The sequence below is a fragment of the Peribacillus sp. TH14 genome, assembly GCF_016651145.1.
GTDB classification, from domain to species: Bacteria; Bacillota; Bacilli; order Bacillales; family DSM-1321; genus Peribacillus; species Peribacillus butanolivorans.
In genome coordinates, this window is the sequence record NZ_JAEKEK010000001.1 from 3,564,785 (window position 1) to 3,579,972 (window position 15,188).

The 15,188-nt window shown below is 38.8% G+C and carries 16 protein-coding genes; all 16 read left to right on the forward strand.

Annotated features, from left to right (window positions below; all coding sequences use genetic code 11):
* Nucleotides 1–60 precede the first annotated feature (60 nt).
* The 16 genes from JFU50_RS17250 (at nucleotide 61) to JFU50_RS17330 (ending at nucleotide 15,171) form a co-directional block, all read left to right on the forward strand.
* Nucleotides 61–468: a DUF350 domain-containing protein gene (locus JFU50_RS17250; RefSeq protein ID WP_053347227.1), complete on the forward strand. Its 408-nt coding sequence runs from the start codon at nucleotides 61–63 to the stop codon at nucleotides 466–468.
* A gap of 214 nt (nucleotides 469–682) precedes the next feature.
* Nucleotides 683–844 carry a hypothetical protein gene (locus JFU50_RS17255; RefSeq protein WP_201223441.1) on the forward strand — a complete coding sequence of 54 codons (162 nt, stop codon included), beginning with the start codon at nucleotides 683–685 and terminating at the stop codon, nucleotides 842–844.
* Nucleotides 845–909: 65 nt separating this feature from the next.
* Nucleotides 910–2,115: an IS200/IS605 family element RNA-guided endonuclease TnpB gene (tnpB, locus tag JFU50_RS17260; protein WP_201223442.1), complete on the forward strand. Its 1,206-nt coding sequence runs from the start codon at nucleotides 910–912 to the stop codon at nucleotides 2,113–2,115.
* A gap of 226 nt (nucleotides 2,116–2,341) precedes the next feature.
* A complete protein-coding gene (locus JFU50_RS17265; RefSeq protein ID WP_201223443.1) occupies nucleotides 2,342–2,590 on the forward strand; it encodes a GNAT family N-acetyltransferase in 249 nt (82 codons plus the stop codon).
* A 450-nt stretch (nucleotides 2,591–3,040) separates the two neighbouring features.
* A complete protein-coding gene (locus JFU50_RS17270) occupies nucleotides 3,041–4,708 on the forward strand; it encodes a propanediol/glycerol family dehydratase large subunit (protein ID WP_190271076.1) in 1,668 nt (555 codons plus the stop codon).
* A 13-nt stretch (nucleotides 4,709–4,721) separates the two neighbouring features.
* The gene (locus JFU50_RS17275; RefSeq protein WP_190271077.1) at nucleotides 4,722–5,297 is read left to right on the forward strand and encodes a propanediol/glycerol family dehydratase medium subunit; all 576 of its coding nucleotides are present in this window, start codon (nucleotides 4,722–4,724) and stop codon (nucleotides 5,295–5,297) included.
* Between the two features lie 12 nt (nucleotides 5,298–5,309).
* Nucleotides 5,310–5,756 (forward strand): diol dehydratase small subunit, encoded by a 447-nt coding sequence (locus JFU50_RS17280; RefSeq protein ID WP_201186115.1) that lies wholly within the window; start codon nucleotides 5,310–5,312, stop codon nucleotides 5,754–5,756.
* 6 nt (nucleotides 5,757–5,762) lie between these two features.
* Entirely contained in the window at nucleotides 5,763–7,598 is a 1,836-nt protein-coding gene (locus tag JFU50_RS17285; protein WP_201225113.1) for a diol dehydratase reactivase subunit alpha, read from the forward strand.
* Nucleotides 7,595–7,927, forward strand: a complete 333-nt coding sequence (locus JFU50_RS17290; RefSeq protein WP_201186114.1) for a glycerol dehydratase reactivase beta/small subunit family protein — start codon at nucleotides 7,595–7,597, stop codon at nucleotides 7,925–7,927. Before JFU50_RS17285 ends, JFU50_RS17290 begins: the two co-directional genes overlap by 4 nt.
* A 19-nt stretch (nucleotides 7,928–7,946) precedes the next feature.
* On the forward strand, nucleotides 7,947–8,363 hold the full coding sequence (locus JFU50_RS17295) for a GlcG/HbpS family heme-binding protein (RefSeq protein WP_190271080.1): 417 nt from the start codon (nucleotides 7,947–7,949) through the stop codon (nucleotides 8,361–8,363).
* A 287-nt stretch (nucleotides 8,364–8,650) separates the two neighbouring features.
* Nucleotides 8,651–9,202 (forward strand): cob(I)yrinic acid a,c-diamide adenosyltransferase, encoded by a 552-nt coding sequence (locus JFU50_RS17305; protein ID WP_201186113.1) that lies wholly within the window; start codon nucleotides 8,651–8,653, stop codon nucleotides 9,200–9,202.
* A gap of 192 nt (nucleotides 9,203–9,394) precedes the next feature.
* A complete protein-coding gene (locus JFU50_RS17310) occupies nucleotides 9,395–10,648 on the forward strand; it encodes a sensor histidine kinase (RefSeq protein ID WP_201223445.1) in 1,254 nt (417 codons plus the stop codon).
* Nucleotides 10,635–11,387, forward strand: coding sequence for a response regulator transcription factor (locus JFU50_RS17315; protein ID WP_242485498.1), 753 nt, complete (start codon nucleotides 10,635–10,637; stop codon nucleotides 11,385–11,387). The genes JFU50_RS17310 and JFU50_RS17315 overlap by 14 nt, the downstream gene beginning before the upstream one ends.
* 392 nt (nucleotides 11,388–11,779) lie before the next feature.
* Nucleotides 11,780–13,477 carry an AMP-binding protein gene (locus JFU50_RS17320; protein ID WP_201223447.1) on the forward strand — a complete coding sequence of 566 codons (1,698 nt, stop codon included), beginning with the start codon at nucleotides 11,780–11,782 and terminating at the stop codon, nucleotides 13,475–13,477.
* Between the two features lie 205 nt (nucleotides 13,478–13,682).
* The gene (locus tag JFU50_RS17325; protein WP_201223449.1) at nucleotides 13,683–14,270 is read left to right on the forward strand and encodes a TetR/AcrR family transcriptional regulator; all 588 of its coding nucleotides are present in this window, start codon (nucleotides 13,683–13,685) and stop codon (nucleotides 14,268–14,270) included.
* A 127-nt stretch (nucleotides 14,271–14,397) separates the two neighbouring features.
* A complete protein-coding gene (locus tag JFU50_RS17330) occupies nucleotides 14,398–15,171 on the forward strand; it encodes an enoyl-CoA hydratase (RefSeq protein WP_201223450.1) in 774 nt (257 codons plus the stop codon).
* Nucleotides 15,172–15,188 lie beyond the last annotated feature (17 nt).

Genomic DNA, 15,188 nt, shown 5'->3' on the forward strand with positions numbered 1-15,188 from the left:
AGTGGTCATTCCGGCTATTCTGCCAAGCCGGATGGTCAGTTACCATTCGGGAGTTGTACCATGGAGAACATGTGGGAAAATGAATATGTATATATAGCTGCTCGTTACAGTGTTGTTATTTTGTGCATTATTGTTTTTTTAGCCATTTTTGAACTTGTCACAAAGTACAAAAATTGGGAGGAAATCAAACAGGGAAATCTTTCTGTCGCGATGGCCACAGGCGGCAAGATTTTTGGGATTGCCTATGTATTTCAACAATCTATTCTCCTTCAGAACTCGATAATTACAATGATTGGCTGGGGCGTATACGGATTTGTCCTGCTGCTGATCGGTTATTTTATTTTTGAATTTATGACGCCTGGATTTAAAATAGATGAAGAGATACAAAAAGATAATCGGGCAGTTGGATTCCTATCGATGATCATTTCAATCGCTTTATCTTTTGTCATCGGCGCTGGAATTTCTTAATGCTCTGCATGAGAGGGAGAAAACTGTGGAGAAACTTGCAAAAATCCTAATCGTTTGTTGCGGAATTTTTTTTCTGCTTGGAATCATTTATATGATATTCTTCACCTGATAGAAGCGGCCTTTGTGTCGCTTCTTTTATTTGAGCTCCTATTAAAAAATGATGTTTTGAGTGTATAAATGGTTATATTGACAGTTTGGAAGAGGAGGACGAAAAGTGTATCAGTCTAAACTGATACAAAAGATTGAAGAACTATCAATGAACGCTTTACCGGCACTGCAAACGCAAATTTATCATTTCCCGCCAGAATATTCCCTCTTCAAACGTGTGAAGGGCGAGAGCCCAACGGTAAGGGGAGATGAATGGCGGTTGGCATAAGCCAAAGTAATCTTTTGACAAACATACGTTCGGTGTTTAATAATAACTATAAGGGGGTGAAACCAATGGTCGTAAACAAAGCTTATAAATTTCGAATCTATCCAACTAAAGAACAACTAGTTCTAATCAATAAAACGATCGGCTGCTCCCGTTTTGTCTATAACTTCTTTTTAGGCAAACAAAAGGAGAAAGATGCCTACTGGTATATCTGTGAAGAAATGAAGCAGAACGGCCAATTACCCTCTAATGAATGGAAAGGTTCTTTTCTGAATAAATACGCAACAATCAAAGAACTTCCAGCTTTAAAGAAAGAGTATTCTTTCCTGAAAGAAGTAGACAGTATTGCCTTACAGAAATCGGTGGAAAATTTAGCAGATTCCTATAGTCGATATTATAAAAAGCAAAACAAGTCACCACGCTTCAAATCGAAAAAGAATCCTATCCAGTCCTATACAACTAAACATACGAATGGGAATATTGGAATTGTTGGAAACAAAATCAAATTGCCAAAACTCGGTCTAGTTCGTTTTGCTAAAAGCCGCGAAGTCGAAGGGCGAATCATCAATGCCACAATCAGGCGGAACTCTTCGGGTAAATATTTCATTTCCGTTTTAGCCGAAACCAATGTACAAGTACTTCTTAAAACGAATCGTTCGTGCGGTGTAGATGTTGGTTTGAAGAACTTTGCTATTCTTTCAGATGGTACGGTCTATCAAAACCCAAAATTCTTCCGGACGGTCGAAAAGAAATTGGCCAAAGCACAACGGATTCTTTCAAGGCGACAAGAAATAGCCTTGAATCAAAATAAGCCATTGGCTGAAGCCAAAAACTATCAAAAACAAAAACGAAAAGTGGCTATCCTACACGAAAAAATGTCAAATGCCCGAATGGATTACTTACATAAAGTTTCTACCGAAATCATCAAAAACCACGATGTGATTGGAATGGAAGACTTGCAAGTGTCGAATATGATGAAAAATCACAAACTAGCTAAGGCTATTAGTGAAGTATCTTGGTACCAATTCAAAAAAATGTTGGAATACAAAGCAAACTGGTATGGTAAACAAATCGTGACCGTATCTAAAACGTTTGCTTCTAGCCAATTGTGTTCTAGCTGCGGTTACCAAAATAAAGACGTTAAACATCTGAATCTTCGTGAATGGGATTGTCCTTTTTGTTCTACTTACCACGATCGAGATATTAACGCAGGACTCAATCTAATGAATGAAGCCATAAGGCTTCTAACCGTAGGAATTACGGGAGTAGCCTAATTAAAAATTGGCCGATAGGCTAATGTTCTTAGGAATCCCCCACTTCAATCAGACCGTAAGGTCGATAAGTGGTGGGTAGTTCAATTATAATCAATTAAATGAAAACTGGTTTCGTAATTTCTGTCTGTTAAACCATATAAGTGATCATGATCAAACAATTTTAAAAAAATTAGAGAATATTATTCCAGATAGATGCTTTATGTTGCTGACTGATAAAAGCTGAACAGTGTTAGCGTGTGGACTGGGCGTTTTAGAAGGCGAATACTTAGGGTTGTTCAATATTGTTACGCAAGAAAAATTTCGAAACCAAGGGTATGGAGCAAAACTCATTAAAAATCTCTTGCATTGGGGAAAAGAAAATGGGGCGAAATATGCTTACCTACAGGTTATATTATCGAATGCCCCTGCATTAAACCTGTACGCTAAATTAGGGTTTGAAGAAAAATATAAATATTGGTATAGAATTAAAAACTAAAGTTCAAAAAGGAGTAAAGATTACTCCTTTTTTTTGTTCCATTTTTTAAGGTCTGCAAGGTTAGGAGTTTTCTTAAGATACTGTGTTCAAACACCAAAGGCTAATTCAAAATCGGAGTTTAGTCACTCGTCAATAAATTTAATAGCTAAAAAGTAAAAAAAATGCTAGTGAATGCAAATTGTGTCTAGGTACATATATAATTCTGAAAATTATAATAAAACAAACGAAACAAATTTAAGGAGGGACATTGTCATAAAAACTCCATCAAACAGTTAACAAAGTAGAATATGATATCCAAGCTAAAAAAGGGTGGAGATCATTATCATTAAGCCCTTAATATTGCCTTTTGATGGTGGCTATTGTACCCAAGAAGAAGTCTCTACTTCTTTTATTAACTCATTAATGTAGGCTATTCAATAACTAACTAATCATAGAAAGAGGGATTCGCTTATGCTACGCTCAAAACGATTTGAGATCTTAGAAGAAAGACCGGTCAATAAAGATGGATTTGTTAAAGAATGGCCTGAAATGGGATTTGTTGCTATGTCGAGCCCTAATGATCCCAAGCCTTCTATTACAATAGAAAATGGTCAGATAGTAGAGTTGGATGGGAAAAGACGAGAAGACTTTGATATGTTAGATCAATTTATTGCAGATTACACAATAGATAGAAGCTTAACCGAACAAGTCATGGCTCTTGACAGCTTGGAGATTGCTAAGAAACTCGTGGATATTAATGTGTCTCGTTCAGAAATTGTTAGATTGTCAAAAGGGCTCACACCCGCAAAAGTTCTAGAAGTCCTAAATCATATGAATGTTGTTGAAATGATGATGGCTTTACAAAAAATGAGGGCAAGGAAAACACCGTCTAACCAATGTCATGTGACGAATGTACGAGATAATCCTGTATTAATGGCAGCAGACGCTGCCGAAGCCGGACTCTATGGATTTGATGAACAAGAAACAACTGTCGGAGTTGCCCGTTATGCCCCCTTTAACGCATTGGCATTACTTGTAGGTTCCCAAACTGCAAGGAATGGAATCTTGACTCAAGATTCTTTAGAAGAAGCGACGGAACTTCGCTTAGCAATGCTTGGAATGACTTCTTATGCGGAAACTGTCTCTATCTATGGTACGGAATCAGTCTTCATGGATGGGGATGACACGCCTTGGTCGAAATCATTTTTAGCCTCTGCCTATGCTTCAAGAGGTGCTAAAATGCGCTTTACATCAGGTACTGGTTCCGAGGTGCAAATGGCCGGAGCAGAAGGAAAATCAATGCTTTATTTAGAGATTCGCTGTGTCATGATGGCGAAAGGAGCGGGCGTTCAAGGGCTGCAAAACGGTTCCATCAGTTGTATTGGCATACCAGCCTCGGTACCGAGTGGAATCCGCGCTGTCTTAGCAGAAAACCTAGCTACTACATTGTTTGATATGGAGGTAGCTTCGGGAAATGACCAAACCTTTTCTCATTCGGAAATCCGACGCAGCGCTAAAATGCTATGTCAAATGCTTCCTGGTACAGATTTTATCTTTGCCGGATTTGCTGCTGTACCAAACAATGAGGATATGTTTGCAGGCTCTAATATGGATTCTAGTGATTTGGACGATTACTTAATTATTCAAAGAGATATGATGGTGGACGGCGGATTAAAACCGGTGGATGAAGAAAGCCTTATCAAAACCCGTTATCAAGCAGCAAAAGCTTTACAAGTTATTTTCGAAGAGCTAGGATTCCCTGTGATTACAGATGAGGAAATCGAAGCGGCTACTTATGCTAACAGCAGTGTAGATATGCCGCAGCGTAATGTTGTTGAAGATTTAAAGGCAGCAGAGCGAATACTACGAGATGGGATTTCAGGTTTTGATGTAGCTCTTATCTTAGCTAAGCGTGGCTATCGACAAACTGCAGAACGAATTTTCAATATGTTGAAACATAGGGTAGCTGGTGACTATTTACATACATCAGCCATTATTAATAAAGATAATGTGGTTATAAGTGCGGTAAATGATGAAAACGATTACAAGGGACCTGGGACGGGCTATCGACTCAGTCCGGAAAGATGGGAAGAAATTAAAAACATTCGTCAAGCCATTAGTCCGCAAGATTTTGATTAAGGGGGAATTGAATATGACGACAACATTTTTAATAGAGATGAAATTAACAGATATCGGAACGGCCACGAAAGGAACAAATCCGAGAGAAGTGATCGTAGCGATCGCTCCTGCTTTTGGAAAAGAAATGAATAAAACAATTGTGAAAGTCGATCACGCTTCTGTCCTACGTGAAATCCTTTCCGGGATTGAAGAGCAAGGTGCCGTACCACGGGTCATTCGCAGCTTGCGCACTGCTGATTTGGCTTTTATGGCACATGGAGGAGCCCAAATGAGTGGTTCAGGAATCAGTATAGGCCTGCAATCTAGGGGAACAGCAGTAATCCATCAACGAGATTTAGACCCGCTCACCAATCTTGAATTATTTCCTCAATCACCTTTAATTACGTTAGACATGTATAGGGCGATTGGACGAAACGCGGCCATGTACGCGCTAGGGGAAAGCCCTAGCCCTGTACCGGTGTTAAATGACGAAATGACACGGCCTAAATACCAAGCAGCAGCGGCCTTGCTCTATTTAAAAGAGTGCCAATCTATTATTCCAGATCAAAAGCCAGTTGAATTAAAAGTAGAATTTTTAATTAAAGACTAGGAGGGAATTCAGATGGAAAATCTAACAACGAAAAAAAAGGTAAATTTAACAAAAAATGACTATCCACTCGGGATAAAAAGGCCTGATTTATTATTTTCACGTACAGAAAAACCCTACAATGATTTAACATTGGATGCTGCTTTAAAAGGAGACGTAACTGAAACAGACTTGCGTATCAGTCCAAAAACGCTTGAAATGCACGCAGATATTAGTGAAAGTTTAGGAAGAACACAGCTGGCAAAAAACTTCCGTAGAGCATCGGAAATGATTAATATTTCCGATGCCCGTATCTTACAAATTTATAATGCAATGCGCCCTAATCGTTCGACTAAAGAACAGCTTTTAGCGATAGCTAATGAATTAGAAGAAGAGTATGGGGCATTAGAGAATGCAAAATTAATTCGCGAAGCTGCAGATGTGTATGAAAGACGAGGAAGGCTAAAGAGGAATGAGGATTAAAGAGTGATGAAAAAGATTCTAGCTGGTGTAGATATCGGAAATTCATCAACGGAAGTGGCGATTGCAAGTGTGGAAGGAAACCATACAGAGTTTTTTTCACAGTATTTAGTGAAAACAACGGGTATAAAAGGAACGACTGATAACGTGAAAGGCATTCGCCTAGCTTTGCAGGAAGCAGCTAAAAAAGCAGGCATCGAGTTAAAAGACATTGATCTTATTCGCTTGAATGATGCTGTGCCGGTTATAGGTGATTTGGCCATGGATCTCATTAGCGAAACCATTATCACGGAATCTTCTATGATAGGTCATAACCCTGATACTCCGGGTGGAGCAGGGTTAGGAGTGGGAATAACGGTGTTGATTGATCAATTATTGGACGTAGAAAAAAAGGGGCAAGACTATATTGCTGTTATCCCTAGAAACTTTGATTATGAGTGGGCTGCTCACCGATTGAATCGGGTAGTAAGTCAAGGGATTTCTATCACCGGTGCCGTTGTACAAAAAGATGATGGAGTATTAATACACAATCGTCTGAACAAAAAGATTCCCATCGTGGACGAGGTAGCTATGATTGAAAAAGTTCCTCTGTTGAAATTAGCAGCAGTAGAAGTGGCTTTACCGGGCCATGTGATTCGGACGTTAAGCAATCCATACGGTCTTTCTACTGTTTTTCAATTGGATCCTGACCAAACGATACAAATTGCGTTAGTTGCCAAAGCATTAGTTGGCAATCGATCAGCGGTGGTAATTCGAACACCAAAAGGGGAAGTTGTCGAACGAAAAATAGAAGCGGGAAGGGTCCTTCTAAAAGGAGCGAATAACCAAAAGCTAGAAGTGTCCATTAATGATGGAGCTGCAGCGATAATGAATACTTATGAAAAGCTAGAAGTATTGGTAGACGTCTATGGAGAAACAGGCACCAATGTTGGAGGGATGTTTAATGGTCTCCGGCATGATTTAGCCCAACTCACTGGACAATTACCAAATGATATTACAATCTCTGACTTTCTCGCCGTTGATGCAGTAATGCCGACTTCAATTAACGGGGCTATGGCGGGTGAGCTATCCATGGAAAGCGGAGTCGCTTTAGCCTCAATGGTTAAAACAGACAAAGTTCCTGTCCAAAGAGTGGCTTCTTTATTGGAAAAGGAAATTGGCGTCGCCGTAGAAATTGGCGGTATTGAAGCGGAAATGGCCATTCGAGGAGCCCTAACGACCCCTGGTACGAGAAAGCCAATCGTAATTCTCGATATGGGTGGAGGGTCTACTGATGCTGCAATGATGAATGAATCGGGCAAAATTAAATCGAGTCACTTGGCTGGGGCAGGGGACATGGTCACGATGCTCATAAATTCTGAACTCGCTTTAGGCAACAAGGAACTCGCTGAAAAAATAAAAAAGCATCCTTTAGGAAAAGTATTAAGTTTATTCCATATGCAGCTAGAAGACGGAACGATGCTATTTTCTGAAACCCCTTTTCCTCCATATACATTTGGGAAAGTTGTAATCCGGGAAGAAGATGATCTTATCCCTTTAGCAACCAAAGCATCTATGGAGAAAATTAGAGATACCCGAAGAAGTGCAAAACGGAGGGTGTTTGTGACGAATGCGCTGCGCGCCCTTAAGCGGGTAATCCCCACAGGTAATTTAAAGCACCTTTCTTTTGTCGTTATGGTGGGGGGATCTGCACTAGACTTTGAAATTCCACAAATGTTAACAGAGGAATTGGGTAAGTACGGGATTGTAGCAGGTTTTGCCAATATACGCGGCACAGAAGGTCCGAGAAATGCAGTGGCTACTGGATTGATATTAGCCACTGTCAGGCACGAGGTATTTAAATGAATAAACGTGAAGTAAACATTGCAATTTTGTACGACAGCGCTCTTAATGTTAATCAAATTCAAGAAATATGTGCAGGACTAGAAGAAGAAGGGGTTTCGTTTTTAGTGCAAAAATGTGATAAAGCGAGCAACTATATTGAACTAGGGAGTAAAGCAGCATGTATGTCTCCATTGAAAGTGGGGATTGGCATCGATCGCGTTGGGAATATATGTGTACATCACGAGAATTTGAAGCAGGAAGAACCTTATTTACAAGACATCATTCAAAACGGTCGCAAATTAGGGAAGAACGCAGCTCGTTTAGTTAAAGGATTGCCATTAGCTTTTTAAGAGGAAAGGGTGGCGGAAAATGAGTCATATCAATTTAACATTAGCAAAAAATCTGATTGAGAGTGCTGAAAAGAAGGCGAACGAAATTAAAGTACCTATGGTTATAAGCATTGTGGATGAAGGAGGGAATTTTGTCGCCTGTCACCGAATGGATGATGCTTTATTGGTAAGCGTTGAACTTGCGCAAAACAAAGCGTGGACTTCAATAGCCATGAAAATGACGACAGAGAATTTGGCTCTAGTAGCTGCAAATGGAAAAGAACTTTATGGTATTAATACTACAAATAACGGACGGGTTGTTGTATTTGGCGGAGGCATTCCATTGTATAATAACGGGCAAATTATCGGAGCAGTAGGTGTAAGTGGTGGCTCCGTTGATGAAGATATACGCGTAGCTCAGAGTGCAGTTGATGCACTGTATGAATTTAAAAATTAATTGGGATTCTCCATGAATAAAGCAAAATTACAATCAGTGGAGGTTCCTTATCTTCTTCACTGATTGTTACATGAATCAACTGGGCTTTTATGGACATTCGCCTTAAATAACGTGAACTGAAATGAGGGCATTGATACCAGAGTGATTTCCCATAATGCAGAGATTTTTTAAGCCTCTTAACAATCAGAATTCCACCGATTTCTGGTTTAGCGATTATCATTTTTTATGAAAATCTTCATGATGAGAGCGGTATATAATTATCAAAAAAAATAGAGAGGGTGTAAGTAATGAAGGTTTATACTAAATCTGGTGATAAAGGTGAAACAAGTCTCGTATATGGAAAGAGAGTGTCAAAGGCATCTGTGTATGTTGAAGCTTACGGAACATGTGATGAGGCCAATTCCATGATTGGGTTAGCTTTTTCTTTTGCTCCTGCCGAAGAGAAATGGAAGTCATTACAGGAAACAATACATATTATTCAAACGAAATTGTTTCACATTGGAGCAGAATTAGCTACTCCTATAGGGAAACAAGTGGGGTGGCCGATAGAAGAAGAAGATGTTCACTTCTTGGAAAAAGAAATAGATAAAATGGAAGAACACCTTAAAGCTCTTACTAATTTTATTTTGCCTGGTGGAAGTCCAATCGGTGCATCACTTCATAGTGCAAGAACCATTGTCCGAAGAGCGGAACGTAATGCAATCGCAATTAACAAAGAACAACCGGTAAATCCAATTGTAATAAAATATTTAAATCGATTGTCTGACTACTTATTTGTACTAGCTCGTTATGTAAATCATCAGACAGGGACAATTGAACCGAATTTGCACCAAGTCTAACATCAGAAAGAAGGCTTTCTTAGTTCTAAGGCAGACATGTCTTCAAGTCTTTTTATTTCACAAAAAAATTTATTTGGTTGACTCCGGAACTTTATACTTTTTATTGAAAATTAATTAGTTATAATGTAAAAAGACATATGATTTTTAATTTTCAAAATAAAAAGATAATTAACGTGGAGGTATAGGTTAACTATGTTGACATTACGTAATGTTGTGAATGTGGATATTCTTCAGGATATCCAGAAACGCTTTTCAGATGCTACCGGTTTTGGAGTAATAATTGCGGATCAGCAGGGGATACCTGTAACCATGCCAACTAATTTCACAAGTTTTTGTAACCATATGCGCTCCTCCCAAGAAGGTTTGCAATGCTGTGTATTGTCGGATCAAAAGGTGGGGCTCATTGCAGCAAAACAGGCAAAGCCCATCTTGCATTATTGCCATTCTGGTCTAGTTGATATAGCTGCTCCTATTATTCTTAATGGGGAGTACCTTGGATCTGTTTTATGTGGCCAGGTGCTGTTAGAAAATCGTGATGAAAAGCATGTGAACCAGATTAGGGAGAAAATAAAACATATACCAATGGATCAAGAGCTCATACAGCTTTATGTAGAGAAGATTGAATTTACAGGTCGCAAGCGAATTGAAGCAGTAATAGAAATGCTTCAGCTAGTAGCTAATTATATTATCAAAACTGGTGCTAATAATCTTGCGCAGGATGAGTTAAATGAGAAGAATCAAAAGTTGATGGAGGAGATGGAGGTTCGTGCCACACTGGAGAAATTTCTTGAGGAAGCACAGTTTAAGGTATTGCAATCCCAGATTAATCCTCATTTTTTATTTAACACATTAAACACTATTTCCCGATTAGCTTATTTAGAGAACGCGGAACAAACACAAAAAGTGACGTATTCATTGGCTAAAATCATGAGGTACAGTCTGCGTAATATAGATCAGCATGTTTCGTTAAAAGAAGAATTGGATTATGTTAAAAATTACATAAGTATTCAACAGTCTCGTTTTCGTAACAGAATTCAATACGAAGAAATAGTAGAAGTTGATGCCGAAGCATTGAAAATGCCTATTCTTTCTATTCAACCTATAATTGAAAACGCTATCATTCACGGGTTTGAACCAAATAATAGTACAGTTGATATAAAAATTCATGTTTTTATAAAAAATGACAATGTCGTAATAGAAATCTCTGATACCGGAGTGGGGATGACAAAGGAAACGTTATCCTCTATTTTTTTACAACCAAGTGTGAGAAAAAATAGTCATACTACAGGAATTGGGATGAATAATGTCCATAAGCGAATTCAATTTTATTTTGGGGAAGAGTACGGTATTACAGCGTTAGAAAGCCAACCTGGAAATGGCACAAAGGTACGGATAGTCATCCCTAATCCAGGAGGTGTTTGTCTTGAAGGTAATGATTGTGGATGATGAACCATTAGAACGAGAAGTGCTAACAATGATAATTAAAAGAGCAAATCTAGGAATAAGCCAATTATTCGAAGCTACAAACGGGGTGGAGGCCATGAACATAGCTAAACAAAATCGAATGGATGTTATCCTTATGGATATTAAAATGCCTATCATGGATGGCTTGGTGGCAGCGGAAATGATCAAAAGAGATGTTCCGGAATGCCAAATTATTTTCCTAACGGGGTACGATGAAAGTTACATAGCATTTAAAACGTCTAAGTCAGGAACAGGTGACTATTTATTAAAACCTGCTCACCCGAAAGAAATCGAGCAAGCCTTAAACAAATATATACCTTTAGTAAAGCGCTCGGTTTCAGCTTCTTTAAAAGCACCCTGTGAACATGACGATATTTTAACAGTCATGGAATATATAGAAAATAACTATCACTTAGATATAAATTTAGATACTTTATCCAGGTTGGTCTTTCTTAGTGGCCAATATCTTAGCAGACTTTTTAAACAAGAGACTGGTTATACGATTACTCAATATGTTACGGTCCGTCGACTTGAAGAAGCGAAAAAATGTTTGACCTACAGCAGGGAAAACGTAATGGAAGTAAGCGAGAAATGTGGATTCTCCGATCCAAATTATTTTGCAAGGGTGTTCAAAAAACATGAAGGTGTTACACCAACACAATATCAGCAGCAATCTCTTATAGGAAGAAAAAAAGAATCAACTCATTCAATAATTTTGTAATGTAGAATGAATTAATCCGTTAGATTAAATCTCTTAGGAGCCATACAAAGTTATTTATGAAAAGCAGCCTTCTCTTATTAAATATTTTAATAAACCCCGGCATATTGCGATAAACTCATTTCATATCATTTAACTTTTTACGACTGAACTTGAAAATTAAGTGAACAAATTAAGAAAAAATTATGCGAGAAGTAAGGAAAGTATCAATCTACCTGCCCCTTTACTCTATTTTAGAACCCCTACCTATAAATCTTAAAGATTCGAGGTTTCACTGCTCTACTACTGATTATCAGCCTTTATGCTTACTTTTTCTAAATTTCAGCAATTGTAAGAAAATCCCGGTTGTATTATAATGGAAAAGAGTATTGAGAATATTCAGAAGGAGGGGGCAAATGAGCAATAAGCCGTGGCAAGCTATTTATCCGGAACAAATACCAGCTGTTTTGTCGTATGAAGATAAACCTCTTTATTCATTTTTGAAAGAGTCCGCTGATGAATTTCCTGATAAGGTGTCGATTCATTTCCAGGGAAAGGAATTAACCTTCAAAGAAGTGTACGTATCAGCTTTAAAGTTCGCAGCCTATTTAAAAGGTATCGGTCTTCAAAAGGGAGAACGAGTTGCCGTCATGCTTCCTAACTGTCCGCAAGGTGTCATTAGCTTTTTTGGGATACTAATGGCTGGGGGAGTCATAGTTCAAACTAATCCAACCTATACGGAACGCGAACTCGAGTATCAAATGAAAGACTCCGGAGCGAAAATAATCGTAGCGATGGATATTTTATTTCCCCGTGTCACTGCGGTTGCCCCAAGAACAGAAATAGAACACATCATTATAACCGCCATCAAAGAATACTTGCCTTTCCCGAAAAATCTTATCTATCCCTTTATTCAAAAAAAGGAATACGGTATTGTCATCAATGTGGAGCATGCGGGTAATCACCATCTATTTACTGAAATCATGAAACGAAAAATACCAGAAGAAGTCGCTGAGCCGATTGATGTGCAGAATGACCTGGCCCTTTTACAATATACAGGAGGAACAACCGGTTTTCCTAAAGGGGTTATGCTCACCCATAAGAACTTGCTTGCAAATACGAAAATGTGTAATGCTTGGCTTTATAAAAATAAACGTGGTGAAGAACGGATTCTAGCGATTCTTCCATTTTTCCATGTGTACGGTATGACGACTGTATTGGTTCTTTCCGTTATGGAAGGGAACACGATGATCATTATGCCAAGGTTCGATGTTAAAGCAACGCTGAAAACAATTCAAAAGCAGAAACCAACAATGTTTCCAGGCGCACCAACGATGTATATCGGTCTCTTGAACCATCCGGATCTCGCAAAATATGATCTTTCTTCTATCAATGCTTGTATAAGCGGTTCAGCACCACTTCCATTAGAGATTCAAGAGCAGTTTGAGAAAATTACGGGCGGGAAGCTGGTTGAAGGCTTTGGTCTTACGGAAACATCTCCGGTTACCCATGCCAACTTTATTTGGGATCAGCCTCGGGTTAAAGGAAGCATTGGATTGCCTTGGCCGGATACGGACTCAGTAATTCTGTCACTAGAAAGTGGCGAAGAGCTTCCGCCGAATGAAATTGGTGAGATTGCAATAAAAGGGCCGCAGGTAATGCAGGGATACTGGAATCGTCCGGAAGAAACGGAAAACACATTTAAAAACGGCTGGCTGCTTACAGGCGATTTAGGTTACATGGATGAGCAAGGTTTCTTTTATGTAGTCGAAAGGAAAAAAGATACAATCATTGCAGGCGGCTTCAATATTTACCCTCGTGAGGTCGAAGAAGTACTATATGAGCATGAGGCCATTCAGGAGGTAGTCGTGGCAGGAATCCCAGATCCATATCGTGGTGAGACGGTCAAAGCCTATGTCGTTCTGAAAAAAGATGCAAGTGTGACAGAAGAAGAATTGAACAAGTTTGCGAGAAAGAGTCTAGCTTCCTATAAAGTACCGCGCAGCTATGAATTTAGAGAGGAACTTCCTAAAACGACGATTGGAAAGATATTACGCAGAGTTCTTATTGATGAAGAAAAGAAAAAAATATCAGAGGAAAGAAAAGAAGCCTAAAGAAGCTTAACCTTCTTACGGAGCAGTTGTTAATTTAGCTCCGTGTTTTTACAGAACAACTGGACAACCTAAAGATCTGAGCTGTACAATAAACATATTGGAATGTGTAGGACTCTTAAGAAGTTTTTGCTTGACAGTAAAGGGTCGCCATTTTATGATAGAAATATGAATGATGATTCATTCATTTTCTGAAAGGGGACATCCAGTGAAAAGCAACAGACCGAAGTATAATCAAATTATTGATGCAGCTGTTATCATCATCGCCCAAAACGGCTATTATCAAGCACAAGTATCCAAAATCGCCAAGCAAGCAGGCGTAGCGGATGGCACCATTTATCTTTATTTTAAAAATAAAGAAGATATTTTAATATCATTATTTCATGAAAAGATGGGCTATTTTGTAGAACAGATTGAAGAAGAACTTAAGGGAAAGAGCTCAGCTTCAGAAAAGCTGTATGTGCTCATTCAAAAACATTTTCAAATCCTTTCAGAAGACGTGAATTTAGCAATCGTCACTCAGTTGGAATTAAGACAGTCGAATAAAGAATTACGCCTAAGAATTAATGATGTGTTAAGAGGATATTTAAATTTAATTGATCAGATCATTATAGAAGGAAAAGAGAACGGCGAATTTTCGCCGGATTTAAATCATTTACTTGCTAGGCAGATGATTTTTGGAACGATTGACGAAACAGTGACAACTTGGGTGATGAATGAGCAAAAGTATTCACTCTCAGACCTTGCAAAAGATGTTCACCGCCTTCTACTGGGTGGATGCAGCTTGAAAAGTTAACGATTTTAATAGAGGGTGGCTTAGTCATCCTCAAAAAAATCGATTAATCAGCTTTCCAGTTTTATGGGGAAGTGATACATATTGAATTTTCAAAAAAAGTTTGACTAGCATGCCGGGAGGGATAGATATGGAATACCTTAAGCTTTCAATCGAGAATCATGTTGCTTTTATAACGATTAATCATGCACCTGCAAACGCGTTGTCTTCGGTAATCATTAGAGAGCTGTCACAAGCCTTCGATCAAATTGCGGAGAACGAGAACGTACGGGTTGTCCTTCTTCATGGAGAAGGTAGGTTTTTCTCTGCTGGAGCAGACATTAAAGAGTTTACAGAAGTAGAAAACGGTAAAGCTTTCGAGAAACTGACCAAAAATGGTCAATCTGTATTTGAAAAAATTGAATCTTTTCCAAAACCGGTTATTGCAGCTATTCATGGAGCAGCGCTTGGCGGGGGATTGGAACTGGCTATGGCCTGTCACATCCGTTTAGTAACAGAAAGAGCAAAACTAGGTTTGCCTGAGCTACAGCTTGGATTAATTCCTGGATTTGCAGGCACACAACGGTTACCTCGTTATGTCGGTACGGCAATGGCCGCTGAAATGCTATTTACAAGTGAGCCAATTACAGGATTACAAGCTGTGCAATGTGGATTAGCTAATCATGCCTTCACAGATGAAGAACTTATTCCGAAAGCGAAGGAATTAGCCTTTAAAATCGCAAAGAAAAGCCCTCTTGCATTAAAGTCGACTATTGAACTATTAAATTATACTAAGCATGATTCCTACTATAAAGGTGTAGAAAGAGAAGCTGTCCTATTCTGCCAAGCCTTCGATACTGCTGATGCAAAAGAAGGAATTGGTGCTTTTATCGAAAAAAGAGAAGCAATATTTAAAGGGAAATAGTAGTGTTTCATGTCAAA

Excerpts from the sequence above, each read along its gene's own strand:
- JFU50_RS17250 (WP_053347227.1), top strand. The coding sequence starts at position 61 with ATGGAGAACATGTGGGAAAATGAATATGTATATATAGCTGCTCGTTAC.
- tnpB (WP_201223442.1), top strand. The coding sequence starts at position 910 with ATGGTCGTAAACAAAGCTTATAAATTTCGAATCTATCCAACTAAAGAA.
- JFU50_RS17270 (WP_190271076.1), top strand. The coding sequence starts at position 3,041 with ATGCTACGCTCAAAACGATTTGAGATCTTAGAAGAAAGACCGGTCAAT.
- JFU50_RS17275 (WP_190271077.1), top strand. The coding sequence starts at position 4,722 with ATGACGACAACATTTTTAATAGAGATGAAATTAACAGATATCGGAACG.
- JFU50_RS17280 (WP_201186115.1), top strand. The coding sequence starts at position 5,310 with ATGGAAAATCTAACAACGAAAAAAAAGGTAAATTTAACAAAAAATGAC.
- JFU50_RS17285 (WP_201225113.1), top strand. The coding sequence starts at position 5,763 with ATGAAAAAGATTCTAGCTGGTGTAGATATCGGAAATTCATCAACGGAA.
- JFU50_RS17290 (WP_201186114.1), top strand. The coding sequence starts at position 7,595 with ATGAATAAACGTGAAGTAAACATTGCAATTTTGTACGACAGCGCTCTT.
- JFU50_RS17295 (WP_190271080.1), top strand. The coding sequence starts at position 7,947 with ATGAGTCATATCAATTTAACATTAGCAAAAAATCTGATTGAGAGTGCT.
- JFU50_RS17305 (WP_201186113.1), top strand. The coding sequence starts at position 8,651 with ATGAAGGTTTATACTAAATCTGGTGATAAAGGTGAAACAAGTCTCGTA.
- JFU50_RS17310 (WP_201223445.1), top strand. The coding sequence starts at position 9,395 with ATGTTGACATTACGTAATGTTGTGAATGTGGATATTCTTCAGGATATC.
- JFU50_RS17315 (WP_242485498.1), top strand. The coding sequence starts at position 10,635 with ATGATTGTGGATGATGAACCATTAGAACGAGAAGTGCTAACAATGATA.
- JFU50_RS17320 (WP_201223447.1), top strand. The coding sequence starts at position 11,780 with ATGAGCAATAAGCCGTGGCAAGCTATTTATCCGGAACAAATACCAGCT.
- JFU50_RS17330 (WP_201223450.1), top strand. The coding sequence starts at position 14,398 with ATGGAATACCTTAAGCTTTCAATCGAGAATCATGTTGCTTTTATAACG.